Origin of the sequence: Paenibacillus tyrphae, assembly GCF_000722545.1 — a bacterium.
GTDB lineage: Bacteria > Bacillota > Bacilli > Paenibacillales > NBRC-103111 > Paenibacillus_G > Paenibacillus_G tyrfis.
Window position 1 is genome coordinate 260,138 of the sequence record NZ_JNVM01000010.1, and the last position, 25,630, is coordinate 285,767.

A 25,630-nucleotide genomic window follows, 5' to 3' on the forward strand; every position below is an offset into this window, starting at 1 on the left:
GTATGATTTTCAGGCATATCCAAAATGGGGAAACGAAGGACATCACAAGCCTGATCATCCGGGCCACATGGAGCGGGGATATCCGCGAGGTCGCCCGGAAACTCGAATTGAGCATAGCGGTTTCACCGAGCGACGAGAAGCTGCCAAAGGTCTTTATCGACATAGCCGACATGATTGTGATGTATGACGACCAGGAGCGGGAATTATTCCAAGGCTATGTATTCAAAAAGCAGAAGTCATACAACGGTAATGAATTGTCTGTGACGGCTTACGACGGCCTGATTTACCTCGTCAAATCAAAGCTGTCTAAAACATTTCGGAAGGTTACGCCGGAGGCAATTACCCGCAGCGTATGCGATCAATTAGGCGTGCCGGTTGGCAAGTTGGCCGCAACCGGCATTCCCGTAAGCTTTGTTCATATGGGGAAAACCGGGTATGAGGCTATAATAACCGCGTATACTGAAGCCCATAAGAAAAACGGAAAACAGTACATGCCGCGAATGAATTCGGGAAAACTGGATGTTATTGAAAAGGGCAACATCGTCGGAAAGGTCAAGCTTTCATCGGATCGGAACTTGATAAATGCGACATACGGAGAAGATATCGAATCAATGGTGAATCAAGTCATTATCACGGACGATAAGGGCAACCGCGTCGGCATTCTAACGCGTGATGCATGGGTAAAAAACTATGGCCTTCTGCAAGAAGTTTACCAAAAGGAATCTGATAAAGACGGTTCAAAGCAAAATAACAATTCCAGCCTGACCATAGGTGATTATTAAGGGGAGGCGGGCACGGGGATGAAAGACGCAAGAGCGGAAGCGGAGAAGCTGCTAAAAGATGTGAACCGTGTGGCCGATGTGGAAATCGCCGGTAACGAAGAAATGTACGATCTTATTGCAGGGAATGCCGTTCAACAGGTGGAAAGTTTCACCGGATTGACCGGCCTTTTTTATATCGATTCCGATGCACACACATTCGAGAACGGGCAGCACACCATCCGCTTAAGTTTGAACTTTAAAAACATCATGGATGAACACGACGGCGAAGAGGAAAAGAAAGACAAGAGCAAGGACAAAAGTACATCGTTCTCCCTTCAAATTGGTGACTATTGAGGTGATATAAATGTCCGCTGCATGGATCGTGAATTTCATACAAGAGCAGGGCGCGAAGTTGAATCCTCCATCGATCCAGTTAGGCAAGGTCGTGTCTATACCGCCAAATCTAATTATCCAGACTGGCGGCCAGCCATTGGATCGGGAGCACTTGCTTGTCTCCGAACATTTGCTGCGATCACAAATCAGCGGGACGAGCGAAGGGGTAATCGAAAAGGTGACGCTTGGCATGCCGCTTGGCGTGGGGGACACGGTTGCCATGCTGCCGACTGCGGATCATAAGGTATATATTGTTTTATGCAAGGTGGTGTAACGATGGGGATATTCCCGTTTATGGACGTGCCAGCTCAAAGGCCGTCAAACAAAGAGCTTCCACTTTTCAAGGAATACGCATGGAATTTCGAAACAGGCGAGTACTTGTTACACGATGGAAAAATGATGGTGATCGAAGGCAATGAGGCGCTGAAAGTTTGGATATACAAGGCGTTGCGTACGGACCGGTTTAAGCACCTTGCGTATAGTTGGAATTTCGGGCATGAGTTTGAACGAGTCATAGGCAGCACATTTTCCCCAAGCGCCATACAGAGTGAAATGGAGCGGTACGTCAAGGAGGCATTGACCGTAAATCCATACATCAAGGATGTGTTCGACATCAGAACGAAAATCGATGGCGATACCGTAAACGTGGAATGCACGGTGACTACTGTATACGGGGAGATGACAGTCAATGTTTGAAGAAAATACATGGAAAGCGATCCTTGCCCGGATGCTGGCCTCCGTCAAAAATGATATGGCTAAGCTGGAAGGCTCGATGACGTTCGATCAAGCGTCCGCTGCCTCCCTCGAATTTGCAAATCTTTATACGAGTTTGGAACGGGTTTTGAATCTGGCGTTTGCTCAAACGACATCAGGTAAGTATTTAGAGATGAGGGCGGAGGAGCGTGGAGTGTTCCGAAAGCCCGCAGTAGCAGCAAAAGGAACGCTCAAAATCACTGGAGCGAGCGGGGCCCAAATCGCAAAAGACAGTCTGTTTTCCACGGCATACGGGACCCAGTTCAAAACCACAACCGCCGTAACAATACCGGTTTCGGGAAGTGTGGCCGTCCCGATTATAGCCGTCGATGTGGGAGCTGCGGGCAATGTTCCCGCCAATTCGATCCTTCAAATGCCCGTCACAATTCCGGGGATAACGAAAGTCAGCAATGAGACGGCAACCGAAGGCGGGTATAATACGGAATCCGAAGAATCATTGTTGCAGCGCTATCTTGAGAGGGGCCGGAAGCCGACGACAAGCGGGAACAAGGCGCATTACGTCGAGTGGGCGCTTGAGGTGCCTGGCGTGGGTGGGGCGAAGGTGTTTCCTCTCTGGAACGGCCCTAAAACGGTGAAAGTGGTCATCGTAGACTCCGCCTTTCTACCGGCCCCTGCCCGGCTTGTAGAGAGCGTTCAAGCCTATATTGACCCTGTACAGGGGCGTGGTGAAGGCATGGCCCCAATCGGCGCACATGTTACCGTGGAATCGGCCACGACCAAGCAAATCAACGTCACGGCCAAATTGACGTTGGCCGCTGGCAAATCTCTTGCAGACGTTCGCCCAGGTATCGAAACGGGGCTTGATGGATATTTGAAAACAATTGCCTTCAAAGATACCGTCGTAAGATACGCCCAGATCGGCACAATGCTCTTAAACGCGCCGGGTGTGGTTGACTATCAGAATCTGAAAGTTAACGGCGAAAACGGCAATGTGACTCTGATTGAAACGGAAATACCGCAGCGCGGGACGGTGACGCTGACATGAATATTGAAATTACCTCCCCTTCCGGTCAACGTCTTTTGTCGTATTTGTCCGGGCATTATGAGAATTCGGACATAGCAAAGGAACTGCTGCAAAGCGAAGGGGTGGAGTTTGACAATCTCCACCGGCTTATCGAAGAGACTTTAAACCAGAACTTTGTGGATACTGCAACATGGGCACTTGAGAGATGGGAAAACGAACTCGCTATACCCGTCGATAGAAACAAACCAATCTTGGAGCGCCGTTCCGTCGTCAAGTCGAAAATCCGCGGATCGGGACCGGCAACAATTGAGCTTTTGAAAACCGTCGCCCAGTCCTATGAGCGCGGAGCGATTGATGTTATAGACACGGTAGGGGAGTATTCCTTTGAAATCAGATTCATTGATACGTTGGGTGTTCCGCCAAATCTTCATGACATGAAAGCAGCTATTGAGGAAGTGAAACCGGCGCATTTAGATGTACGGTATGCGTTCCGGTACTTGACTGTAGCCGAGGTTGAGGGCATGACGTTGCAGCAGCTTGAAAATACCACACTCGATAAATTTGCATGGGGGTGAATCTTTTGGCAAATCCCAAAACGCCAAATTTGCAGCTAAACAAAGTGGACCGGAGCAGCCCGTCCACGACATATTTTGATACAAAATCACTGATTGATGAGAATATGGAGCTGATTGACGCGAATGTGGCTTTGAAAAAAGATGTTAATGCAGTCCGAGAAGACCATACAAAACCACTTGTGATCGAGGTCCGAACGTCCGACCCGGTGAACCCGGAGATTGGGCGTATGTGGATTCTTGTCGACAAGACTCTTATCGGCAAATAGGGGGATAACGGATGCCGTATATAGAATCGACCGCATATAAAGATGGTTTTGGAGATTTCTATCAAGGAACTTTCAAAGGTACTGCACCTGACTTGTATGTAGGCCAAAAAGGGACAAACAATTACTTCGCATCAATGGCTTTTAACAATCTCTCCATACCGCAATGGAGCAGGATGGTGAAAGTAGAAATTATGCTCGTAGGAGCAGATTATGTCGATGGAAAAACATCAGGAAATTTGATAGTAGGGGCTTTGAAGGACATATGGAATGAAAATGAAACGAGTTTTAGACCCGGTGCCGTTTACAGGCCGACGCGGATTGACTGGTCTCCGATTGTTCCGGGGGTTACGTATTCGTTTGATGTCACTGAATTAGCTCAAACTGAATTATTTAGGGATTTTTTTGATGGCGGAATATTGATAATGGGCGATGTACTAATTAGTGGTGACTCGCCCGGCCTGCTAAAATTCCGTTCTAGGGAGTCAGGAAGTCCGCCTATCATCCGGTACACGTATGAGTCAGATACCACGCCGCCAACTGTTGGAAGTTTGACGGGCACACAATATCTGAAAATACAGCCGAACAACACATTCAGGGTATGGGCCTACAATGTAACAGACAGTTGGTCCGGGGTTTCTATTGTGAGATTTCCGACAGCCGGTCCCGGATCAGACTTCCAGTGGCGTGATGGTGTGCGAGACGGAAGTAACAACTGGTATTGTGACATTCCCATAAATGCCTACGGAAATAATGAAGGCTTGTATACCACGCACGTTTATACCTATGACAACGCCGGTAACAATGGTTTCGTTGGTGCTATCAGCACGTATGTAGACCGTACCCCTCCAACGGTCGCCAGCGTCCAAGGCTTCAGCTACACGAACCAGACCGGAGGAACGCGGCGCGTATGGATATACGGGGTTGCTGATGCTGTGAGCGGGATCACGTCGGTCGAGGCCCACTATGTCAAAACGGGCATGAACTGGAACGGGCCATACGCCGCCGGACAGTCCGGGGGCGATTTTTATTTCGACGCCCCGGTTTATGCGGGCGATGGGGAATATCTTGTTCACTTCTATTTGTGGGACCGGGCGGGGAATCAGTCTGGGCCGCATGAAGTCAGATTTTTCGTCGACAGCCAACGCGCCAACGATCCTAACGTTTCCGTGACCTATGGGGAAACAGCGGCAAATTTCACATGGCTTCGGTTCTCAGACCCGACGCCGTCCTCTGGATATGCTCGGACCCTCTTCTATCTCGGGGAGTGGACCGGCTCGGCGTGGGTAGGAGGGGCACCGAATCTATTCAATGGGACGGTTGTTTCGACAGATATAAACGTGATCGAAAAGCACGTTAATAATCTCAAGCCCGGTGTGAGATATCGCTATACCGTGACGCACTACGACAAGGCTGGGAACGAAAGTGCGTACACATACCGGGAGTTCGTGACGAAAAAACAAATCTGGGCAATGCAGTACAAGGCCGGACTTGCTCAGCTCTCCTTGGCGATCTATGATCCAAATTCCGGCGTACTTGGCTCGAAGGCATTGCGGATTGCTACTCCCGCAGGTATTGGTTGCTTCGAGCTTGTAGGCACGGACGTTACGATGACAAATTTTAGGGTACAAACTCCACAAGGGGTCCGAACAATAAACTAAAATCTAAATTGAAGGTGGGTGTTAACGATGGCACGTTATTACGACGCCGTGACGCTGAAAGCAGCGAATAAAACAACAGTGGACCAGAATGAAAAGGTGATTGACTGCTCAGGGCTCGGGGGATTTAACCACATCATTCTTGACTGCTCTAAATGCACGTCTGAGGTAATGTTTAGTATTGATATTCCTTTTTCAGACTCGCCGAAAAAAATCCTGTATGTCTCACCGAAATTTGTTTTTGATGAGTATATCCGCGGCTCAAAATTGTACTACAAATGCGCTACCGGATCTAACGAGTTTAATTACGTGCTTTTGTAGGAGGTAGCTATGGGATACATTTATATGTCTGGGTCTGGAAGTGATAGCAGACAATCAGGGAAACTTCAAGCCGTGGCGACACGGGGTAGCCACCTCTGCAATGGGCTATATCCCACCAAACCAGAAGATCCTTTTGTGAAAGAGCAAACCTCTCGAACATATCACGAATTTACTGAGGATATGGCTGAAATCTCTGTTGTTTTCGGGAATTACTATGACCAGGATGTCCCCACGCCAAACCCGATATCTGTGAGGTCAAGTATCGAATACCCAATTGGGAATACCAAGCGAATCCCACTCTTTACCACGAGCGGGAGTAGAGCGTTCGCTCTTGACCCCGGAGCGAAACAAATGTCTGATATGGCTTCGGTGAACGGGAAAAAAGGCACTGGATTCTACATGTATACTGGCATATCGATTCCAGACGGGGGAAAATTCCCGCGCGGCCTTGTCGCGTGGAATTCTCGCGGGGAAGGGATGAAAAATGCGGACATAGTGGATTCTGGGGCACCAGATACACACGGTCAATTTGTATATCATCCCATAGCGATTGTGGGGCCTTCTGCTGTCCCCGGAAACATCATAGTTGCTGATTCCATCGGCCAAGGTGCTGGAGACAATCCCCAGGACCGTGGATTTATCGCTGCGGGACTCGGGGCTGAGTTCCCTTGGATACGTGTTGCGAAAGGCGGGGAAAGCAGCTACGACTTCCGCGCCAACGGAAAAGCCATGTTTCGCGTTGGCCTTCTGAAATACGGCCGTCGAGCGTTCGTTCACTACGGCACGAACGATTTGATGGGAAAGTCATTTGATCAATTCAAATCAGACATCATAGCGACATGGCAGCTCCTTCGAGACTTCGGCATAGAAGAAATCTACCAGTTCACTATACCGCCGCGCACCAATTCGAGCGATGCTTGGGCGACACCTGAGAACCAAACCCCCGTAAGCGCAAAGTTCGCAAAGGGTGCTGATAGAGATCAAGCAAACAGTTGGCTTCTATCGAATCCGGCACCGGGCCTGCTCACTGGTACAATCGATACCGCATCCGCCGTTCAGCATCCAATGGATACCAGCAAATGGGATGCAGGCACGACGAAAGACGGCACCCACCCGAACGAAGTTGGTCATGATAGGATGCGGCTAAAATTCATTGAGTATCTAAAACGATTCAAATAACCCCGAGCCTATTCGGGGTTATTTCATTTTCCCAAGCGCTTAGGAATTTGCAAGAGTAATTGACTCACTGTGGACAGAGAGGGTGATTGATGAATGGATGAAATGCATAAAATTACGGATCAGATCACCAACGTACGGCTAGACTTGCGAGAACTATCTACAAAAGTAGACGGTTTGAAGGACCTGACAAAGAAAGTCGATGACGTGGAAGACATTGCGAAAAAGGCAATGGAAAGCACGAAGTCAGCTCATCACCGATTGGACAAGATCGACAAGCTGACGTTCTGGCTGGCGACGACAGTGATAGGCGCAATCATCCTAGCTATCGTTGGCTTCGCTTTACAGGGTGGATTCTATATACAGGGAAAGGGGGTGAAAACGGGATCACACATAGTTGCAAGTGCGAAATGATGAGAAAAAATTAACTAAGGAGTGACGCAATATGTTCGGAATTGATATGGCGCAATTTAACGATGTCGCAACGCTGGCCGCGCTTGTAGCCGCGTGCGTCGGCGTATTAAAAGGACTCGCATCCGGTACGCAGTATGAGGCGCTGGCTGGGCGGTTGGCTCCGATTGTAGCCGTAGTCGTAGCTGCCGTTTTTGTACTGGTACCAGCAGCCGTACAGGAGAAGATCGTAGTTATCAGTGTCGTTGCGCTGACGGCAAGCGGAGCCTATACGTTTACAAAAAAGCGGACGGGGGACGGTGGCGGTGGCGTAGTTATTCCGAAAGTGGACGAAAAAGAAACGGGAGGTGTGGCGGATGGGAACGGGACCACAAATGACGCGCGCTGAGTTCGTAGAAACAATCGCGCCGTATGCCGTGGCGGATATGCGAAAAAGCGGCGTACTGGCGTCGATCGTACTGGCGCAGGCTGCATTAGAGAGCGCTTGGGGACGTTCGGCGCCTGGAAATAACCTGTTCGGGATTAAAGGCACGGGCCAGACGCAAGCGACAAAAGAGTTCGTGGGCGGCCAGTGGATTACGATTCAAGACGGATTCCGCGTATACGATTCGTGGGAAGGCAGTATTTGCGATCACAGTCGTTTTTTGACCGAGAACGGCCGCTATGAACGCGCTGGTTTCTTCGAGCGGTGTGCGGCCTTGGATTACGCGGGGGCGGCGAGCGCTCTACAGAAGGCCGGGTACGCAACCGATCCGACGTACGCGCAGAAGTTGATCAGCATTATCGAAGCAAACGGACTTATCAAATATGATATGGAGGTAGAAGATATGGCGCTTGACAAAGGTGTGGCGAATACAGTTATCGATACGTGGATGAGTCCATCATGGAAGGAGCTGGACGCAAAGCGTCAAGAGGCGGAGCAGGCCGGAGACGTAACCGCGGCCGCAGCAGTTCAAGAACAGGCCGAATATATTCACTGGCTGGCGAACGAGCTGCGTAAGGCTTCCGGTCAAAAAGCTGAATAGTATAATAACCCCCGCTAGAGTTCTCTGGCGGGGGTTATTACTATTTTCGACTATTGTTATATATTTTTTGCAAAAGATTGATTACTTCGGAAAATCCGACCAAGAGTATCCCCGTTACGGTTCCCGAGATAATATAAACAAAACCCAGTGTTCCATTTTGTTCCATTGAAACCCATAATCCAAAAATTACGCTAAGGATAACGGTTGCCCAACCAATGAAGTTGACAAGTGTTCCTGCGAAGTTTCTGGATTCGTTTTCTTTTGCTATTTCCTCCGCCCATGCAGCTTCTCTCTTTTTGATACGCTCATCCTCTTTAACTTGGGCTTCTTCAATATTCAAGCTAACAACCCTCCTTTACCAAATTAATCCTTCCCCCTAATATTATACAGTTTGGTTTAGACGGTCAAAAATGGCTGGGAACCTGAAGCCCCAAAATGGATTCAAATGGATTGGATTCATCACCTCCAAACATGATGTACAAAAGAATTTGCCCATTTGGAAATGATTGCCACGATGGTCTACAAGCTGACCAAAGATGCCACGACGGAACAACTGAAGGCTGCCGGACTAGACGAGCATTACGTGAATCACAATAGGGCGCTTTATTACAACAACGCGGGGGGCACACCATGGACGGCAACCTATATTCAAGCCAAAGGCGATCCGATCGCCGACTTGTATGAGGACATCGCCGCGGAGGAAAAAGCGCGCGCCACTTATCAATGGCTGATCGACATGACGGACGACACGGATCTGCAGGACAGTCTCAAATTTTTGCGCGAGCGCGAAGTCATTCATTCGCTCCGCTTCCGCGAGGCAGTGGAGATTTTGAAGTCGGAGCAGGGGGCGAAAAAGGTATTTTAGGGGGAAATCCGGGCTCGGCGGGCAGGCAGGGGCATTGGTGTACGGAACGAGCGGTATAATCATTCCGTACGCCATCATTTATTTTGGCGGTTCGAATGCTTAAGCTATCCGCCAGGCCAATCCCCATAGTGGCCCTTGACTATTTGGGGTGATGCACGCTTCGATCGCTTCTGCGACAGCTTCACAGACAACGCCCTCCGGAATGTAGCCAAGGGTCTCGCACCCGTCCCAATCCAATCCGCTGCCTATCACGCGCGGCGCTCCCGAGAAATTTGCAGCAGACAATACCGTTTCCTCCGTGTTGACATTCGTGCTATTGTCCATATTCATTTTGTACTGTGAGGACATCGTTTGACAATCTGTGACAATCATGGTTCTATAAGACGTGATATGTTTATGCGGATGTCAGGAGGAGAAAGGGAATGTCGACGAACAAGAGAGTACCGGAAGCGATGATCTTCGATTTGGACGGGACGCTGTTTCAGACGGAAACGCTGCTGCTGCCGGCTTATCACGCCACATTCGAACAGCTGCGTGCGGAAGGGCTGTTTCAAGGGGAGACGCCGGATGAGAAGTACATATTGAGCGGGCTTGGCATGCTGCTTGAGCATATATGGCAGCTGGTGATGCCGGATGCCGATGTAGCGGTTCACCGCCGTGCGGACGAGCTATTACTGGAGCTGCAAGTAAAGGGGATGGAGCGCGGCGAAGGCAAGCTGTATGACAGCATAGCCGACACGCTGCGGGAGCTGCGCCGGAGGGGCGTGCGGCTGTTCATTGCCAGCAACGGTTTGGAGGCCTACGTCAAAGGCGTTATCCGTCACCAAGGGCTGGAGCCGCTTTTTGAAGCCGGAGGCTTGTACAGTGCAGGGGAGTATGCGACACGCTCCAAGGTGGATCTCGTGCGGCAGCTGCTGGACAAGCACGGCATCGAAAACGCTTGGATGGTTGGTGACCGTTCCTCGGATGTCGAGGCGGGACATGCGAACGGGCTGTTTGTGGTCGGCTGCGATTATGCTGGCTTCCGCAAAGAGGGAGAGCTGGATCAGGCCGACGTCCGCATCGCAGATTTCCGCGACCTTCCGGCATTGCTCGAAGCGTAAAGCTTTTGATTTAAAGGCTCTGACCCGGATTCGCCGGCGAGCACGAAAAACATCGATGACGCATCGGTGTTTTTTTATGAACAAAAACCGGAAATCCGGCCCAAAAAGAAAAGACCGCTGCTTCAAACAGACCGGTCTCAGTCAGATTCGCTTTGTTGGGATGGCGATGCAAAATCCAAATTTTTGGTATCGGTTTTAGGCGCCGCTTTCTTTTGGAGCAGATGGAGAGCGAATTCGATGGGCCGGCGAATCGCCCTGCGGTAGGTTTGCAGATCTCCGGTAAGCCGGAACACGTCGCGCGAAGGCTTCGGATTAACCTCCAGCAGCCAAACATGCCCTGACGGATCGACCGCCAGATCGATGCCGGCTTCGCAGAACGTGCCGAACTTGTCTTCGAGATGCTTCGCGATATGGAGCCCGAGGGTATAAGCCGTTTCTTTGATGCTCTTTACTTTCTCTTCCGTCCCGAAACGGTTTTTGAGCAGCGTTTCCATGGAGATCGCGGTCCCGCCGCCGTGCAGATTGGAAGTGACGGAAAACGGCGGTCCGATACGGCCGGCACATCCGGTTACCTGCCACTTCCCTTGACCGTCTTTTTGTACCAGCATCCGATAGTCGTGCACCCGGCCGTCCTTCAGCTCGAGCGGAATGCCCTGCTGCACGATGTATTTGCTCTGCAGCCCCCAGTCGGCAAGCCGCACCGGAATGTGCGCTGCGGTCACCTTGGCCGCCGGCAAAATGCGGCGCTCCGCATCTCTCCCCTGCATGAGATAGCCACGGCCTCCCCGCAGCCGCTGCAAGCGGATAATACCGCGCCCCCCGGTGCCGCTTTTCGGTTTCATGTACACGATCGGATGCTTCTTCAGAAACTGCTCCAGCTGCTTCCGGCTTTTGTAATGAACGGTGGAGGGCAGGTGCGGAGCGATGTTTTCATCTTCCGAGAGCAGGCGGTAAATAATCCATTTGTTGGCAAGCGGCCGGCTCAGGTAGCGGAGCTTGGTATATTTTTGCCGGAAGCGCGTGATCTTGCGGTAATTGTCCGCCCCGTGATACCGGCACCGGTCATAGACGATCGGCGGAAATCCGACCCATCTGCGGGTCCATGAGCGGGTTGCTTGGTTATAGGCGAGCGCGTGAATCCGCGATCGGTTGTCATCCACATCGTCCGGGGTGAATACAAATACGTCCACCCCGAGTTTTTGTCCGTAAATGCTCAGTTTGCGGTAAAACGAAAGCTCTTCCAGCTTCCGTCCAGGCATATACATAGCCAGCACGCCAAGTTGGATACTCAAGTGCCGCTCACCTGCCTATCTTTCTTAATTATCGTGCTCGGCGTTGGTTTGAGCCTGAAGGGAGAAGGCCTCCGATTTTTTGAGAGGGCGTTTCGGTTTGCGCTTGGCCAAATAGATGGAGTACAGGATCAGATTCTCGAGCGATTTTTTGCGGATCGGCGGCTCGTCGAATTTCATCGGCTTGGAATTTGCCTCGAAAAACCAAATGTGCCCTTCTTGATCGACGCCAAGGTCCATAGACATTTCGCCTAACATATGTCCGCTGGACTTCTCGATCTGCTTCGCGATGGTGAGCGAAGCTTTTTTAGCGCGGGCGATGATGCGTTTGCTGCCGAGCCCGCCGAAGGAATAGGCAAGCAGCTTGGCTGGATCGTCAATCGAGCCGCCCCGTGGAACGTGGGTCGTGATGCTGAGCTTTCCGGCCAATCTGGCGCCGACCCCCGCGACGCTCCACTGGCCTTTGCCGTTCTTTTGCACGAGTACCCGCAGATCGAACGGACGCTGCTTATAGCTGGAGAGGGGAATTCCCTGTTGGATGATATAGTCCTTGCCCCCGATCAGCTCCCGTACTTCAGACCACAGACGGGAGACGCTCGGGTAACGGGAGATATGGCTTTTCGTCTTTTCCTGAATGCTGAGCTCAAATATTTTGGATTTCGTATCGAGAAGGCTGCGGCTTACTTTCATGATGCCCTTGCCGGCTTTGCCGCGAATCGGCTTGAGATACAGAAACGGATACTCAGCAAGCAGCTTATCGAGCTCCTCACCGGAGAGCCGTCTCGTGGCGGGAATGTAGCTCTGTGTCTTCTTGGCATGATTGAGCCATTCGAACAAGGTCCATTTATTAAAGAAGGACGGATTGAAAAAGCGGGTCCTTCTCTGCCGCATGCAGGTTTGAATCACCTGCTGAACCTCGGGGAGCAGCTCGAATTTGCGGTAAGGAATCCGGTTATATATGACGTGGGGGGCAGGAAACACCCCTCTTTTCCACGTTTTGTCGGCCACATTATAGGTATATCCGACGGCTTTGTTTCCGGACAGCTTGAAATCGTTCGTCGTCATGACGTAAACGAGAACGCCGCGCTCTGCACCGGCTCGGATCAGGTCGATAAAATTTTCTTGATTCCCGCGAAAAACTCGCGTTTCATCCGAGTGAGTAAGAATGGCCAGCGTCGGATTTTCACGCTTGGACGGTCCTTTGGTGTTGGTAGCCACTCAGGAATCCCTCCTTGACCGAAATCGGCTCAAGTAGAGGCAGTAGTCGTAGATGTTTTGCAGCGAAGCTTTTCCTTGTTCCTTCAGCGCCGGATGCTTGAAAATGGACCGCCCCGGCTTGGAATTCGCCTCAAACATCCAGAGGCGTTCGCTCTGGTCGATCCCGATATCGAAGCCGAGCTCGCCCAAGGTATGCCGGTAATTCTGCTCGATGTCCTCCGCCAGCTTGACGGCGGTTTCTTTGGCACTCGTCAGCACCGCATCCGCCCGGCTGCCGAAAATTTGCTTGAGCACCTGTTCGGGCGTCATGAGCTGCCCGCCGGTGCGCACATGGGTCGTGACGCTGCCTTTGCCCGCTTTCTTGGCCCCGATGGCGGCAACGACCCATTGGTTGGTGCTGTTCTTGGTCATGTGGAAACGGAAATCGATCGGACAGCTGTCGAGTTCGATCAGACGAATCCCCTGCTGGGCAACGTAGTTGTTCAGTTTTCCGCTCTGCCGGTTAAGCAGCGCCATAAGGGCCTCGAACCGGCTGAACCGGAGCAGTACATTGCGCGCTCCTCGCCGGAAACGGACATAGTAGCCGCGTTTCGGGTTGTACGTCAGGCGGAAAATGCCGATGCCGAGGCTGCCGGCGGTCGGTTTCAAATAGATGAATTTATGCTTTTCCAGCATTTCTTTAATTTGCGAAGGGGTGGGGTTGATCCGGGACTCGGGAACGTAACGGGAAGCTTCGGTGCCTTCCAGCAAATTGTACACATCCCATTTGTCGAAAAAAGTCCAGTTGAACAGCGGAATTCCTCTGCGAATAAACCGCTGCTTGAAAGCGTTCATCGATTCGAGCCGCTCCGCCTTCCGGCTGGGCAGCCGGTTGTAGACGACATCGGGCAGCGGCATCGTCTTGCGTACCCAGCCGCCTTCGCCGCGCGGGAGAACGGCGGTGACGGTCGCTTGAGACCAATTGACGCTTTGGGGGGAAAAGCCGTAGTAGAAAGCTTTGTCGGAACCGGCGCGCATAAATTGCCGGATAAATTCCGTCCGATTGCCGAACGGAGCGCTGTTCCCTCCCGTAACGTTGGTCAAGACCCCGATCAGCGGGCCGATGCGGAGGTCTTTGCCGTTGCTGCACGTGATCATGCTGGTGCCGGCCCGGGGAATGCGAAGCTGTGCGTAAAGAAATGACGGCAAATACAGATGGCTACCGCTCTTTTTCAGCAGCTTCAAACCTGCGTATACGCTTTTGCCGCCGAGGTGCAGATGTATGTTACGTGTTTTGGATACTTTAAGCGCCCGCGCCAATTCGCCGGAGAGGTAGACGACCCGCTCCTGACGCTGGGTGACATGAATCGTGCAAGTTGTCAAGCTCATGTTGAACCTCCTAAGAGTTTTGCCGCAGGCAAAACTTTCTCCGAAAGCGTGGGCTGAGTTTTGCCGCAGGCAAAACTTTCTTCGAAAGCGTAGGTAGAACTTTGCCGGGCATTCGTCAAGGCTGCCTTTGCCTGACGTCCGCCTGCGCACGCGGCTGCCGCAGCAAATACCGCGCGTAGCGCAGCGGGTTGGCCAGGGCGTCCAGTTTGGCTTGATTGTCTTGTAAATAAGTAAAGATGGAGCGGCCGGGTTTGGAATTCACTTCGAGAATCCAACTATTGCCGTCCTTGTCGACACCGAAATCGATGCCGAGCTCGGCGAGCCGCCCGTGACAAGATTCCAGCGCTTCCGGGAGCCCCATAGCGAGCTGCTTTAGCTCATGAAGGAGCTTCTCGGCGCGTGCCGGCCCGAACTCGCGGGCCATGAACGGTCCGATGGGTTCCACGGTGCCCCCGCCGTGCAGATTGGAGGTCAGGCTGCCGTTCTGCCCCCGGCGGACGGCCATGCCGGTCAGCTTCCAGCGGCCGTCGCCGTCCTTTTGCACGAGCGCGCGCACGTCGTACGCGTCGCCGTTTTGCGATTGCAGCGGCAAATACTGCTGCAGCAAATAGCTGCGCTGTGCGACGAAGCGGCGCAGCCAGCGAAGCAGCGCCCCGGCGTCGGCGAAGCCGCACGCGACGGCGCGGTTGCGCGAATCGCGCCCGCGGACGGTGAACGCCGCTTCGGCGGCGTTCGCCGTGCCCGCAGGGGATGCGCCTTCGCGGCGCACGAGCAGCACGCCGCGTCCCTGGGAGCCGCCGCGCGGCTTCAGAATCGCTTCGCCGCGCAGCCGGAGCCAATCCACGAGCGTGCGCATGCTGCGCAGCGGCTGCGTCTCCGGCAGGTGGTGGTCAAACCGGCCGTCCCGCCGAAGCGCTTGCTGAACGTCCCACTTGCCCTTCAAGCCGTGGCCGAGCAATCGGACGGAGGACTGCCGTTTAAGACCGTGCAATGCGTTCCGATAATCGGCGTACTGCTTTCGGGCGGTGAAAAAGCAGCGGTCATATACGATAGCCGGCAGGTCAAAGGTCCGGCTGCCCCACTCCTTGAGTGTCGCATCATAAACATAGCCGGTCACTCGCGGCCGGGACCAATCGATGCTCTGCGGAGTAAATACGAATACCGTCAAGCCGCTGCGGCTTCCGAGAAGGCACAAGCGACGGTAGAAATCGCGGTTGGCAAAAGGCGGATGTTCATCGGTTTGCGTCGTCATGATGCCGACGGTACTTTCATTCGGGCGTTCTGATTTCATCATGCGCTTTACCTCGATCCGTTCAAGCTCCATCGTCGTAGGAGCGCTTTTCGGCTCGCCGATCCGGAAGCTTGGCGAACCGATCAAAACTTCGTCGCGAAGCGGGCGTATTGCACCACCTTCTTGACGGAGGGGCGGATCTTGCGCCCGGCCCCCAGCGGCGTATTGTCCTCCTTCGACGGCTTCGAATTGACTTCAAGCAGCCATACCCGGCCGTTCGTATCGATCGCCAGATCGATCCCGAGCTCGGCATAATGGCCCGGGACCTGCTCCTCGATGCCCCTGGCAATTTGGATGGCCGCCCGCCTCAGCTTGCCTAAGCCGCCCGCCGCCGCGGCAGCCCCTGAGCGTTCCAAAGCGTTCCTGGCCGTCGTCAGCGTGCCGCCCCGCGCCAGATTGGAGACGAAGTGATGCGTGCCGGCTATTCGGGCTACGATGGACGTAATGCCCCATTGTCCGGTTTCGCCGCGCTGCACCAAGGCCCGAAAATCGACGGGCCGGCCGTTCACGGTCAGCAAGTCGAGCCCTTGCTGAATTTGATAGCGCTGGCTTTTCAGTTTGCCCGAGATGGTGCTGAACAGCTTGCCAAGGGTGGAAAAGGACTGCTTACGGGCGCCGCCCAGATTCGTAAAATGGCAAATGTATCCGCCCGGCTGTTTTTTAATCCGAATGATGCCTTTCCCAAGGCTGCCGGTAATCGGTTTGAGAAATACGGTCGGATGCTTGGCGCACATCGATTTGAGAAGCTGGAGGTTCCGCAGCAAATACGACTCCGGCAAGTACGGCTGCAGACCCGTTTCCTTGTGGAGGGCGTCGAATACTTCCGTCTTGTTTAAATACTTCTCATTGAAGAGCACCGCATTATGGCGGCTCTTGGCTTGCGTCGCAAAGTGCTGCACGTTGGGCCGGTTTTCCAGCTTGCGCGAGGTAAGACGGTTATACAGCACGTGCGGCACCGGAAACGTCGTTTTTTCCCAGCCTCCGTTAGCCTTGATGCGCCATCCCCGAACCTGGTCGCTCTGTCCGCGCAAATCCTCAGGCGTGCTGAAAAACACCGATGCGCCATACAGCCTGCATGCTTCGGAGAGCTCACGGCTAAAGGCGGTGTTTGCCCCGAACAGCTTGTCGGCGGAATCGGCGTAAACGCGGCTGACCATGACACCGATCAGCGGGCCGAGATGAATCGTACGGGTTCCGGCTTTGTATTGCAGACAGAGCTCATCCCCGTGGGCAAGCCCACATCTGGAAGCTAACGAACCGCTCAAGCGCAGCACGCCGGCCTTGGACGAAGAGATGACCGAAATTTCCTCCCGAGCAGAGCCGAAACGGAGTTGGAGTGGCTGCTCCAGCGGAATCTTCCATCTTTTCACTACAGATTCACTGAGCGTCAAAACGGAACCGTCCGAGGAATTGCCGGCGCTTTGGATCTGGATCTTCACCTTTGTTCTTTTCATGCGGAACTCCTTCCCAGCACCGGCTTGCCGCAAGACATGCCGCAACATGCTTTGAACATTGAGAAGCGAACTACTTCATCATATGAGGGCGTCTAACCCTTGGTGAAAGAAACCACCTATATCGGGCCAGTGCCCGCAGGCCCGGAGACTCCCGCCAGAACTGGAATATATTTTCCGGAGGAGGGAAAACCTAACAAGCGATATGTATCGCCGGGAGGAGGAAACTTATGTCGGAGCAAGATCCTTTTGAACCTTTGCGTTCTGTTCTGGAGCGGCACGGTCAGCTGCAGACGAGGAGCATCCCGAATGCGCAGGGGACATGGATGCTGCTGTATTACGGAGACTTGGCCGACGCGAAAATTTTACAGACGCAAGTGATTCCTCCCATGCAGGAAAAAGCACCTGGGGGAGTCTCCTTGGAAACGCTCATTCGCCATCTGCCGGTGGACCAGCAGGAGAAGGCAGGCGATATTGACCGGGTGGTGAAACGGTTGATCTCCGGCTGGACATTGCTCCTCTCCAGCGCGGAACGCGGGGGCTACTTGCTCAACACGGCGCTGAAGATCGACCGCAGCGCCACGAGCCCCGAGGTCGAGTCGCAGATCATGGGCCCACAGGTGGCGCTGACCGAGTCGCTGCAAACGAACATCTCCTTGATTCGGCAATATTTGCCGGACACGCGGCTCCGCTATGCGTCGTATCAGATCGGCGAAAGCACGCATACCGAAGTGATGCTGCTTTACATGGAGGGTATTGCTCCGCCCGACGAAATTTCCTTAATGAAAGACAAGCTGGCGAACGTGAAATTCAAAGGCATTACCGACAGCTCGATGCTTTTGCAAAAAATCGATGATAATCCCGAGTCGCTGTTTCCGCAAATGATTTCCAGCGAGCGGCCCGACCGGATCGTATTGAACTTGATCGAAGGCCGTCTGGTAATCCTCGTCGACGGCAGTCCGTTCGCGCTGCTGGGCCCGTCTCGCTTTTTCGACTTTTTCAAATCGGCCGAAGACCGATATTTACGTACAAATATGGCGTTGTTTTTGCGGCTGCTCCGCTTGGTCGCTATTTTCATCTCGGTTTTTTTCACGCCGCTGTATGTGGCCGCCTTGACGTACCATTACCAGCTGATTCCATCCAATATGCTGGTACCGCTGGCGCAATCGCGGTCCAAGGTGCCTTTTCCTCCGCTGATGGAGGCGCTGCTGCTGGAGTTCATCATCGAGCTGCTGCGGGAAGCGGGAGCTCGGCTTCCGACCAAGGTCGGTCAGACGATGGGTATCGTCGGAGGTATCGTGATCGGGCAAGCGGCGGTTCAAGCCGGATTTACCAGCAATATTCTGATCATCATCGTGGCGTTGGCTGCGCTTTCGTCTTTTATTACGCCGGTCTATATTATGGGGGCGGCGATCCGCATATTGCGCTTTCCGATGCTGCTGCTGGCCGGGGCGTGGGGGGCGGTCGGGATCATGACGGGGGTAAGCTTCGTTCTGATTCATCTGCTGCGCGTCAAGACCATCGGCCAATCCTACTTGTACCCGCTCTATCCGTTTCATATCGGCAAAATGCGAGTCAAGCCGCCGATCGGCATCCGGAGCCTGAGTCAGGACATTTACGAAGAACCGGCAGGTGATTCCCGGTGAGGACCAGCAAACGGACGAAGCCGCTCAACGCTTACGTCCTTTTCTTCATCATTTCAGGGACGCAGCTTGGCGATCCTGCGCAAAGCTTTCAACGAAACGTTTACATCGCGGCCGGCCACGACGCCTGGGTGTGCATGATTTTAAACGGTTTGCTGGTCAGTGCGGCCTTGTATGCGATGATCAAGACAATGGAGTATTATCCGGACAACGATTTGTATCAGATCCACCAGGAACTGTTCGGCCGCTGGCTGGGCAAGCTGTTCAATTTCGCGTTCGTGCTGTATTTTTTTGTGCTTTGCTTTACCGTGCTCCATTCATATGCCGAAGTCGTCCATACCTGGCTGTTTCCGGACATGAACAGCTGGCTGTTCAATACGCTGATGAGCCTGCTGTTTCTGTACGGCGTGACTGGGGGTGTGCAGGTAATCGCAGGCTTTGCGGTCGTGTCGTTTATTCTGTGGCTCTGGGTATTCCTGCTGTACTATTTTCCGTGGAAATATGCGCAGGTCGATCAGCTGCTGCCGTGGTTTGAGGCGGGGTCCGGGCAAATTGTAAGAGGCATGCGGGCAGCCACTTATCCGATGCTCGGCTATGAACTGGTGTACTTCTTGTACCCGTTCATACGGGATAAGCAGAACGTGCAGAAATATTCCCAGCTTGCCGTCGCTTTTACGGTGTTCACTTATTGCACGCTGCTGATCAATGCCATTGTATTTTATGCGGGGGAACAGCTTAAGCATACGGTATGGGCCACTTACTCCTGGTACAAAATCGCGCAATTTCCGTTCCTCGAACGGTTTGAGATCGTCGGGGCCGCCTTTTGGATGATTCTGGTGCTGCCGAACAATCTGGTGCTGCTGTGGGCTTCGACGCGCGGCATGCGCTCCGTCTTCAAGCTGAAGCAAAAGTATGCCCTCTATGCCTGCTGTTTGATCTTCGTACTGTCGTCGGAGCTGCTTTTTACGCATGAGGATGTGGAGTGGATATCCAATCTGCTTGGAGAGATCGGGATTTTTCTCGTTTGGCTGTACCCCTTTGTGCTGTTTGCGCTGGTTCGGTGGAAACGCGGCCGCGGGAAGAAGAAAGGAGTGGAGGCATGAAGCTGAAACGAATAGCCATGACGGCGGCCATGCTTCTGTCGGCGGCTTCCGTCGCGGCGGGCTGCTTGCAGACCCGGGTGCTGGAACGGCTGGGGATGGTTATTGCCGCCGGATACGACGAGGCTCCGGGCGACAAAATATTGGGTACCTCGGTACTCTACGAGATGGATCCAGGCGCGAAGGAGCGCTCCAATGTGATTACGTCGACCGCGTTTACGAGCAAGGGGCTCCGGTATAGCAATAACGCCGAATCGCGAAAAAAACTGACCTCGGGCCAGCTTCGGGTTGTCGTCTACCATGAGGACCTTGCGCGCAAAGGACTGACCCAGCTTGTCGATACGATGATGCGCGATCCGGAGATCGGCACGGGCATCTATTTGGCCGTCTCCAAAGGACGGGCTTTCGATCTGATGACGAGGCGCTATCCCGAAATCAGCAATATCGGAGAGTATTTGTTTCAGTCGATCCGCCAAAATGTAGAAAGCGAAGAGATGATTTCGCCGATTCTGCATGAGTTTATCCGTGACCTCTACTCGCCGGGGAAAGACCCGGTGCTGCCGTACATCGTTCAGAAGAATAACGAGATCATTTTATACGGAGCCGCGCTGTTCCGGGGAGACCAGATGGTCGGAACGCTGCCGCTGCGCAAAATTTTTTATCTCCGGCTGCTGCGGGATCGTTTCCGCTCCGGCATGACGGAGATTGGCATATCGCCGGAAGCGCTCGGGTCGATCGGCTCCCCGTCCAAAGGGCAGAAGCAGGTTTATCTCGTGTTCGACTCGGTGAAAAGCGAAAGCCGGATCCGGTTGACCGACGCGAAGCAGCTGGCATTCACGGTACAGGTTCACATGAGCGGGAGGCTGCAGGAGATTTCGTCTCCGGTCAATCTGCGGAACCGGCAGGTGATCGAACTTTTGGAGCGCGAAGCAAGCAAGGCGGTTCAAGCTAACGCGATGGCGTTTATCGAAAAAACGCAAAGGCTGAACGTCGATCCCGTCGGCTTCGGTGAGAAGTACCGGGCGCAGCACCGGGGCACCGGCCTGACTCTGAACAAATGGAAGCAGCTGTATCCGAAAGCCAAGGTAAGCGTCGAGGTGAGCACGAAAATTTTGCGGACCGGTCAGACGGATTAGCTTTTGCCGGCGGCAACCGTCCCGACGTTGTACCCGTCGATCCACCGCACCGCTTCGGAAATATACGGTACGGTGCGAAAAGCGCGGGCTTGCACGTCCGGGTGACTTGAAGCCATGGCGAAGCTGTGCGGCGTTACCGCAAACATGGACAAATCGTTGAAGGCGTCGCCGAAGCAGGCCGTTTCTTCCGGGCGGATATTCAGCTTTTCCAGGAGGGCAAGCAGGCCGCGCCCTTTAGAGCTTCCCCTGGGCATGACATCCAAGCAATCGATATCCGAAATATAGGCATCGACCGCTTCGCCGTATTGCGTCAGAAGCGTTTGCTGAAATTCGCTGAGCTGGCCGACATCGCCCATGAACGAAATTTTACCGCAGACGAGGTCGCGTCCGAGCCGTTCCCGGAGGTCCTCCACCGCCTCGAATGGTGCCATCAGCCGCGAGGCAAGCCGCTGCGCATGCTCGCTCCAACGTTCCGTCATATACCGGTCGGGTCCGGCGAGCAGCGGGAGAAACGGCAGACCTGCCGCCGCCTGCGAGAGCTCGACGATCAAGTCGCGCTCGAACGCGTGGTGGCGGATCAGCTCTCCGCCGGCTTCGTGCACGTATGCGCCGTTTTGCGAGATGCAGTGGGCGGTAATTCCGACCGTTTCCATTACCTTCGCAATTTCCGGACGCATGCGTCCGGAGGCGAATGCGACGGCAACCCCGCGTCCGATCGCGTCGTGCAGCGCCTGTCGGTCCTCGGGACGGATCGTCCGGTGCCCGAGCAGCAGCGTGCCGTCCAAGTCACTGACAATCAATCTAATCATCGTTCGTTCTCCCCTTCGGCGATGAGAATTTCGATATGGTGCCGGCGCAGCGCTTCGCTCATCGGCTCCGCAGGCGGCCGGTCCGTAATGACAATGTCGATGCAATCCAATCCCGCTACCCGGTAAAACTGGCGGAGACCGAACTTCGTATGATCCGCGAGCACGATCACTTGATCGGCGCGGCGAATCATCTCCTTCATGACATAGCCTTCCTCCTCAAAGGGGTTAGTCAGCCCTTCCGGTGTCAGCCCGCTGGTGCCGAGGATGAGCTTGTCGGCCTGATAGTCGCGAAGCATTTCAAGCGTTCTTGCGCCGGAAATAAACCGGTGGTGCGGGTGGACGACTCCACCCAGCAAATGCACGGTGCTGCCTTGCTTGGGGGAAAGGAGACCGGCAATGTCGATCGAGTTGGTCACGATGACGTGGCCGTCGGTTCGTAGCTGCTCCGCCGCATGAAGCACCGTCGTGGAAGCGTCCATGAACAAATAGTCGCCGCTGTGGATCAGCGAAGCGGCGAGCCGGCCGATGTTCCGTTTCACGTCGGATTCCGCCTCCAGCCGGTCGCGGTAGCCCGAGATGTCTTTATTCAGCGAAGGACAGATCGCTCCCCCTCGCGTGCGCAATATTTTTCCCTGCTCCTCCAGCTTGACGATATCCCGGCGGGCCGTATCCCGGGAAACCTGAAACAGCTCGCAGATCTCCTCAACGGAAATGCGTTGATGCGCTTGCATGTGCTGTAAAATGGCGAATAAGCGTTCCTCCTGATACATGACAGACTCCTTCCGATACAGGATGACAATGGCTTTAATCGCATTATAAGTGGAAATGCTTAAATGTTGCAAGCGTTAATAAGTAAATGTAAGTAAAATGCTTACTGGAAATCTTTTGAAACGAACGGATGCATTCCGCGAAGGCGTTATGTTACAATGGCTGAAGCATACATATGCCTATGAACTTACGCAAGAAGGGAAACGAAACGCACGTGACAGAAACGAAACGGAAATCGAAACCGAAGCTGTTGGAGCTGGACATCGTCCGGGCCATCGCCATTCTCGCGGTCGTGCTCATTCACTCGACGTCCGACGCCACGGTTGAGCTGCCGCCGGGCAGCGGCTCCCAGGCGGTGTATTTGGCGCTCAACAAGCTTGCCAATTTTGCCGTGCCGGTGTTTATCCTAGTCAGCGGTCTGGTGCTGTTTTATCGCTACCAGGACGACTTCGGCGGCAAGCAGGCGCTGCAGTTTTATTTGAGGCGGGTCAAGCAGGTGCTGTACCCGTATCTGGTATGGTCGCTCTTTTATTACTTGTACAACCAATGGATTTATTACCGGGCGAATTTGCATTGGAACACGGGCGAATTTTTGGATTTGCTGCCGTGGGCGGATGCTTCGTATCACTTGTACTTTATGGTCATCATCGTCCAGTTTTATTTGCTGTTCCCGCTGCTGATGTGGCTGTGCCGGGCATTTCGCTGGTTCCGCAGCGGCTTGATCTGGGTCGGCCTGCTAATTCAGGCCGGGTTTTATGCGTACCACAACTGGGTGGAGCCGTTCGGCCACATGCCTTCACTCTGCATCAACTATTTCAGCATGTTTACCCTGGGCGGGTGGATCGGTCTCCATTACGAAGCGTTCTCGGCCTGGATTCGCAAGCATTTCGTCTGGGTGCTGCCACTGACGGCGGTACTGGGCTTTGGCTTCATGGGCTTGTTCCAGATGGAATTGCGGCTGAACATCGTTCTGGCCCACCCATGGTATCAGGTCTTGTTTTTCGCATATGCGGCTTTTGCCGCCATGAGCTTGATCCGGTTGGGCCAGCTGCTGCTGGAGCGGGCAAAAGCTGCGGCGCGCGTGCTCATGGCGCTCGGAGCCGCCTCGTTCGGCATTTATTTGGCGCATCCGGCGGTGCTGACCTATTACAAAACGCATGTCCTCCCTTACAGCGGCGCCATGTCGGCTTATTATGCCTATGTATTTGGGGCGTTCGCGCTTAGCCTGACGGTGCCGTGGATCGCTACGTTCCTGTACGGGCAAGCCATGCGGCCGTTCCGGCGTAAGAAGAAGAAGCCGAGCCCCGCAGGGAGCGCTTAGCGAAGTTAAGGAGCCGATAAGTGCTATTTTGGCTGGACCCCTCATACAATGTATCGTACAAGTTGTACGAGGGGAGGCTGGAATTTTGAAGGGGACCCGAAATATCGTGGGGTTGGCCCTGGCGCTGGGCATGATGCTATACGCCGTACCGAGGCTCGATTTCGGCGGGGGCTGGACGCTGGCTTCCGTATTCGGCGCAGGATGGATCGCCTTTGCGCTGCTCGTCACTGCCGCGCATCTGCACGAGCTGCTTGGCGTGGAGGAGGAGACGAAGCGGGAGCTGCTCAAGATCAAACGAATGAAAAAATGGCGGCTGGAGCAATCGCTGCAGGGCAGGCGCAGCCTGTTGCAGATCAAAAAATAGCGAAATAAGTCCGTTTTCCCCCTTTGTGCGGTGGGAAACGGACTTTTTTCTGCCCGGATGCGCATTACGGATTCGGTCCCAGCGTCGGTTGAAAGCTTCCGCGTCACGCGCCGGGCTGATTTTCTGCTCCAGAGTACAGTTTTTTTTGCGCCAAAAAAATGATAAGATGTAGTACAGAGTGATACAGAATTAGAATGGATTGGTGAGACAGATGAGTGAAACCGAATCGACCAACGTGCAGGAAACCGCAACGAAGCACGAACAAATCTTGAAATATATCGAGAGCTTGAAAATCGGCAGCAAAATCTCCGTCCGCAAAATCGCCGAGATGCTGGGGGTCAGCGAAGGGACGGCTTACCGCGCGATCAAGGAGGCGGATGCGATCGGACTTGTGGCGACGAAGGAGCGGGTAGGCACGGTCCGTGTCGAGAAAAAGCTGCGTGACCAGATGGATAAGCTGACGTTCGCGGAGGTCGTGAATATGGTCGACGGCGAAGTGCTCGGCGGTATGGCTGGCTTGGACAAGACTTTGAACAAGTTCGTCATCGGCGCGATGGAGCAGGATGCGATGATGCGCTATATCGATCCGGGCAGCCTGCTGATCGTCGGAAACCGGAGTACGGCGCATTTGGGCGCGCTGGAGCAAGGGGCGGGCGTGCTGATTACGGGCGGCTTCGGGACAAGCGAGGAGGTCAGGGAGCTTGCCGACCGGCTGGAGCTTCCCATCATTTCCAGCAGCTACGATACGTTCACGGTCGCATCCTTGATCAACCGGGCGATTTACGACCGGCTGATCAAGAAGAAAATTTTGCTGATCGAGGACATCGTCCCTCAATCAATGCAGGTATACGTGCTGAAGGCGCACCATACGCTGAAAGACTGGCAGCGGCTGCACGAGGAAACCGGACACAGCCGTTTTCCGGTGGTGGACGAGTGGAACCGCGTCATCGGCATGATTACGTCGAAGGATCTGATCGGCGCCGAGCCGGGCCAGACGATCGACAAGCGGATGACCCGGGGACCGGTGACGGCAAGCGCAAACACGTCGGTGGCTGCGGCGGCCCATCTGATGGTATGGGAGGGCATCGAGCTGCTGCCCATCATCGACATGAGCCGCAAGCTGACCGGCATCATCAGCCGCAAGGACGTGTTGAAGGCGATGCAGCATATACAGCGCCAGCCGCAGCACGGGGAGACGTTCGAGGATTTGATCTGGTCGGGCTTCTGCGAGGAGAAGGACGGGGACGGGCATACCGTCTTCCGAGGGACGATTACCCCGCAGATGACGAACCGGCTCGGCACCGTCTCCGAAGGCGTGCTGACGGTGCTGATGACACAGGCTGCTTATCACGCGGTGCAGGATGTCAAGAAGGGCGATCTGGTGCTGGATAACATGGCTTCGTATTTTATCAAGCCGGTGCAGATTGACAGCGCGGTAGAAATTCGTCCCCGCATCATCGAGGTGAGCCGCAAATTCGGCAAAATCGATGTCGAGATGCATCTCGACGGGGTCTTGGTGGCTAAGGCGATGCTGACGGCGCAAGTATTCGAGCCTTAGAGGGGGAGAGGGCGGCTGCGAAGCC

Annotated in this window: 26 protein-coding genes and 2 pseudogenes; 20 read left to right on the forward strand and 8 right to left on the reverse strand. The window is 54.0% G+C overall.

What is annotated here, in order from left to right; genetic code table 11:
* Positions 1-2 precede the first annotated feature (2 nt).
* From ET33_RS40830 to ET33_RS13600, 12 genes and pseudogenes are all read left to right on the forward strand, one after another.
* Positions 3-1,115 (forward strand): annotated as a pseudogene (locus ET33_RS40830) (XkdQ/YqbQ family protein).
* 10 nt (positions 1,116-1,125) lie between these two features.
* Complete coding sequence (locus tag ET33_RS13550) at positions 1,126-1,428, forward strand: DUF2577 domain-containing protein (RefSeq protein WP_036681880.1); 303 nt, start codon at positions 1,126-1,128, stop codon at positions 1,426-1,428.
* Positions 1,429-1,430: 2 nt separating this feature from the next.
* A complete protein-coding gene (locus ET33_RS13555) occupies positions 1,431-1,850 on the forward strand; it encodes a DUF2634 domain-containing protein (protein ID WP_036681883.1) in 420 nt (139 codons plus the stop codon).
* Positions 1,843-2,913: a baseplate J/gp47 family protein gene (locus ET33_RS13560; RefSeq protein ID WP_036681885.1), complete on the forward strand. Its 1,071-nt coding sequence runs from the start codon at positions 1,843-1,845 to the stop codon at positions 2,911-2,913. The genes ET33_RS13555 and ET33_RS13560 overlap by 8 nt, the downstream gene beginning before the upstream one ends.
* Positions 2,910-3,467 carry a putative phage tail protein gene (locus ET33_RS13565; protein WP_036681894.1) on the forward strand — a complete coding sequence of 186 codons (558 nt, stop codon included), beginning with the start codon at positions 2,910-2,912 and terminating at the stop codon, positions 3,465-3,467. Before ET33_RS13560 ends, ET33_RS13565 begins: the two co-directional genes overlap by 4 nt.
* Positions 3,468-3,472: 5 nt before the next feature.
* A complete protein-coding gene (locus ET33_RS13570) occupies positions 3,473-3,733 on the forward strand; it encodes a hypothetical protein (protein WP_036681898.1) in 261 nt (86 codons plus the stop codon).
* Positions 3,734-3,744: 11 nt separating this feature from the next.
* On the forward strand, positions 3,745-5,391 hold the full coding sequence (locus tag ET33_RS13575) for a GBS Bsp-like repeat-containing protein (RefSeq protein WP_036681901.1): 1,647 nt from the start codon (positions 3,745-3,747) through the stop codon (positions 5,389-5,391).
* 27 nt (positions 5,392-5,418) lie between these two features.
* Positions 5,419-5,709: a hypothetical protein gene (locus tag ET33_RS13580; RefSeq protein ID WP_036681903.1), complete on the forward strand. Its 291-nt coding sequence runs from the start codon at positions 5,419-5,421 to the stop codon at positions 5,707-5,709.
* A 351-nt stretch (positions 5,710-6,060) separates the two neighbouring features.
* Positions 6,061-6,888, forward strand: coding sequence for an SGNH/GDSL hydrolase family protein (locus tag ET33_RS13585; RefSeq protein ID WP_152570633.1), 828 nt, complete (start codon positions 6,061-6,063; stop codon positions 6,886-6,888).
* Between the two features lie 93 nt (positions 6,889-6,981).
* Positions 6,982-7,299, forward strand: coding sequence for a hemolysin XhlA family protein (locus ET33_RS13590; protein WP_036681905.1), 318 nt, complete (start codon positions 6,982-6,984; stop codon positions 7,297-7,299).
* Positions 7,300-7,330: 31 nt separating this feature from the next.
* On the forward strand, positions 7,331-7,684 hold the full coding sequence (locus ET33_RS13595) for a hypothetical protein (protein WP_051775320.1): 354 nt from the start codon (positions 7,331-7,333) through the stop codon (positions 7,682-7,684).
* Positions 7,653-8,321: a glycoside hydrolase family 73 protein gene (locus tag ET33_RS13600; protein WP_235206709.1), complete on the forward strand. Its 669-nt coding sequence runs from the start codon at positions 7,653-7,655 to the stop codon at positions 8,319-8,321. Before ET33_RS13595 ends, ET33_RS13600 begins: the two co-directional genes overlap by 32 nt.
* Positions 8,322-8,361: 40 nt before the next feature.
* Here the strand turns inward: ET33_RS13600 and ET33_RS13605 are convergent, their stop codons facing one another.
* Positions 8,362-8,661 carry a hypothetical protein gene (locus tag ET33_RS13605; protein ID WP_036681910.1) on the reverse strand — a complete coding sequence of 100 codons (300 nt, stop codon included), beginning with the start codon at positions 8,659-8,661 and terminating at the stop codon, positions 8,362-8,364.
* Between the two features lie 138 nt (positions 8,662-8,799).
* Between ET33_RS13605 and ET33_RS13610 the strand changes: the two are divergent.
* Both ET33_RS13610 and ET33_RS13615 read left to right on the forward strand, forming a co-directional pair.
* Positions 8,800-9,186 (forward strand): annotated as a pseudogene (locus tag ET33_RS13610) (manganese catalase family protein); the annotation flags it as partial.
* A 422-nt stretch (positions 9,187-9,608) separates the two neighbouring features.
* Positions 9,609-10,289, forward strand: a complete 681-nt coding sequence (locus ET33_RS13615; protein WP_036681914.1) for an HAD family hydrolase — start codon at positions 9,609-9,611, stop codon at positions 10,287-10,289.
* 137 nt (positions 10,290-10,426) lie between these two features.
* Here ET33_RS13615 and ET33_RS13620 read toward each other — a convergent pair whose 3' ends face one another.
* From ET33_RS13620 to ET33_RS13640, 5 genes are all read right to left on the reverse strand, one after another.
* Entirely contained in the window at positions 10,427-11,581 is a 1,155-nt protein-coding gene (locus ET33_RS13620) for a YheC/YheD family endospore coat-associated protein (RefSeq protein WP_051775321.1), read from the reverse strand.
* A 24-nt stretch (positions 11,582-11,605) separates the two neighbouring features.
* Positions 11,606-12,796: a YheC/YheD family endospore coat-associated protein gene (locus tag ET33_RS13625; RefSeq protein ID WP_036681915.1), complete on the reverse strand. Its 1,191-nt coding sequence runs from the start codon at positions 12,794-12,796 to the stop codon at positions 11,606-11,608.
* Positions 12,797-14,164 carry a YheC/YheD family endospore coat-associated protein gene (locus ET33_RS13630; protein WP_036681917.1) on the reverse strand — a complete coding sequence of 456 codons (1,368 nt, stop codon included), beginning with the start codon at positions 14,162-14,164 and terminating at the stop codon, positions 12,797-12,799.
* 115 nt (positions 14,165-14,279) lie between these two features.
* Positions 14,280-15,458, reverse strand: a complete 1,179-nt coding sequence (locus tag ET33_RS13635) for a YheC/YheD family endospore coat-associated protein (protein ID WP_036682576.1) — start codon at positions 15,456-15,458, stop codon at positions 14,280-14,282.
* Positions 15,459-15,538: 80 nt separating this feature from the next.
* Positions 15,539-16,909, reverse strand: a complete 1,371-nt coding sequence (locus ET33_RS13640; RefSeq protein WP_036681920.1) for a YheC/YheD family endospore coat-associated protein — start codon at positions 16,907-16,909, stop codon at positions 15,539-15,541.
* Positions 16,910-17,136: 227 nt separating this feature from the next.
* Here ET33_RS13640 and ET33_RS13645 point away from each other — a divergent pair, with 227 nt between their 5' ends.
* The 3 genes from ET33_RS13645 to ET33_RS13655 are packed head-to-tail and all read left to right on the forward strand — an operon-like array spanning position 17,137 to position 20,785.
* Positions 17,137-18,552: a spore germination protein gene (locus ET33_RS13645; RefSeq protein ID WP_036681922.1), complete on the forward strand. Its 1,416-nt coding sequence runs from the start codon at positions 17,137-17,139 to the stop codon at positions 18,550-18,552.
* Entirely contained in the window at positions 18,549-19,652 is a 1,104-nt protein-coding gene (locus ET33_RS13650; RefSeq protein WP_036681924.1) for a GerAB/ArcD/ProY family transporter, read from the forward strand. Before ET33_RS13645 ends, ET33_RS13650 begins: the two co-directional genes overlap by 4 nt.
* Complete coding sequence (locus ET33_RS13655; RefSeq protein WP_036681927.1) at positions 19,649-20,785, forward strand: Ger(x)C family spore germination protein; 1,137 nt, start codon at positions 19,649-19,651, stop codon at positions 20,783-20,785. The genes ET33_RS13650 and ET33_RS13655 overlap by 4 nt, the downstream gene beginning before the upstream one ends.
* On the opposite strand, the gene ET33_RS13660 is transcribed toward ET33_RS13655, so the two are convergent.
* On the reverse strand, positions 20,782-21,594 hold the full coding sequence (locus tag ET33_RS13660) for a Cof-type HAD-IIB family hydrolase (RefSeq protein ID WP_036681929.1): 813 nt from the start codon (positions 21,592-21,594) through the stop codon (positions 20,782-20,784). The genes ET33_RS13655 and ET33_RS13660 overlap by 4 nt on opposite strands.
* On the reverse strand, positions 21,591-22,364 hold the full coding sequence (locus tag ET33_RS13665) for a DeoR/GlpR family DNA-binding transcription regulator (protein WP_036681933.1): 774 nt from the start codon (positions 22,362-22,364) through the stop codon (positions 21,591-21,593). Before ET33_RS13665 ends, ET33_RS13660 begins: the two co-directional genes overlap by 4 nt.
* A gap of 212 nt (positions 22,365-22,576) precedes the next feature.
* Here ET33_RS13665 and ET33_RS13670 point away from each other — a divergent pair, with 212 nt between their 5' ends.
* The 3 genes from ET33_RS13670 to ET33_RS13680 all read left to right on the forward strand — a co-directional run bounded on the left by ET33_RS13670 (position 22,577) and on the right by ET33_RS13680 (position 25,605).
* Positions 22,577-23,683: an acyltransferase gene (locus tag ET33_RS13670; protein ID WP_036682579.1), complete on the forward strand. Its 1,107-nt coding sequence runs from the start codon at positions 22,577-22,579 to the stop codon at positions 23,681-23,683.
* Between the two features lie 82 nt (positions 23,684-23,765).
* On the forward strand, positions 23,766-24,047 hold the full coding sequence (locus ET33_RS13675) for a hypothetical protein (RefSeq protein ID WP_036682581.1): 282 nt from the start codon (positions 23,766-23,768) through the stop codon (positions 24,045-24,047).
* 211 nt (positions 24,048-24,258) lie between these two features.
* A complete protein-coding gene (locus ET33_RS13680; RefSeq protein WP_036681936.1) occupies positions 24,259-25,605 on the forward strand; it encodes a DRTGG domain-containing protein in 1,347 nt (448 codons plus the stop codon).
* Positions 25,606-25,630: the final 25 nt, after the last annotated feature.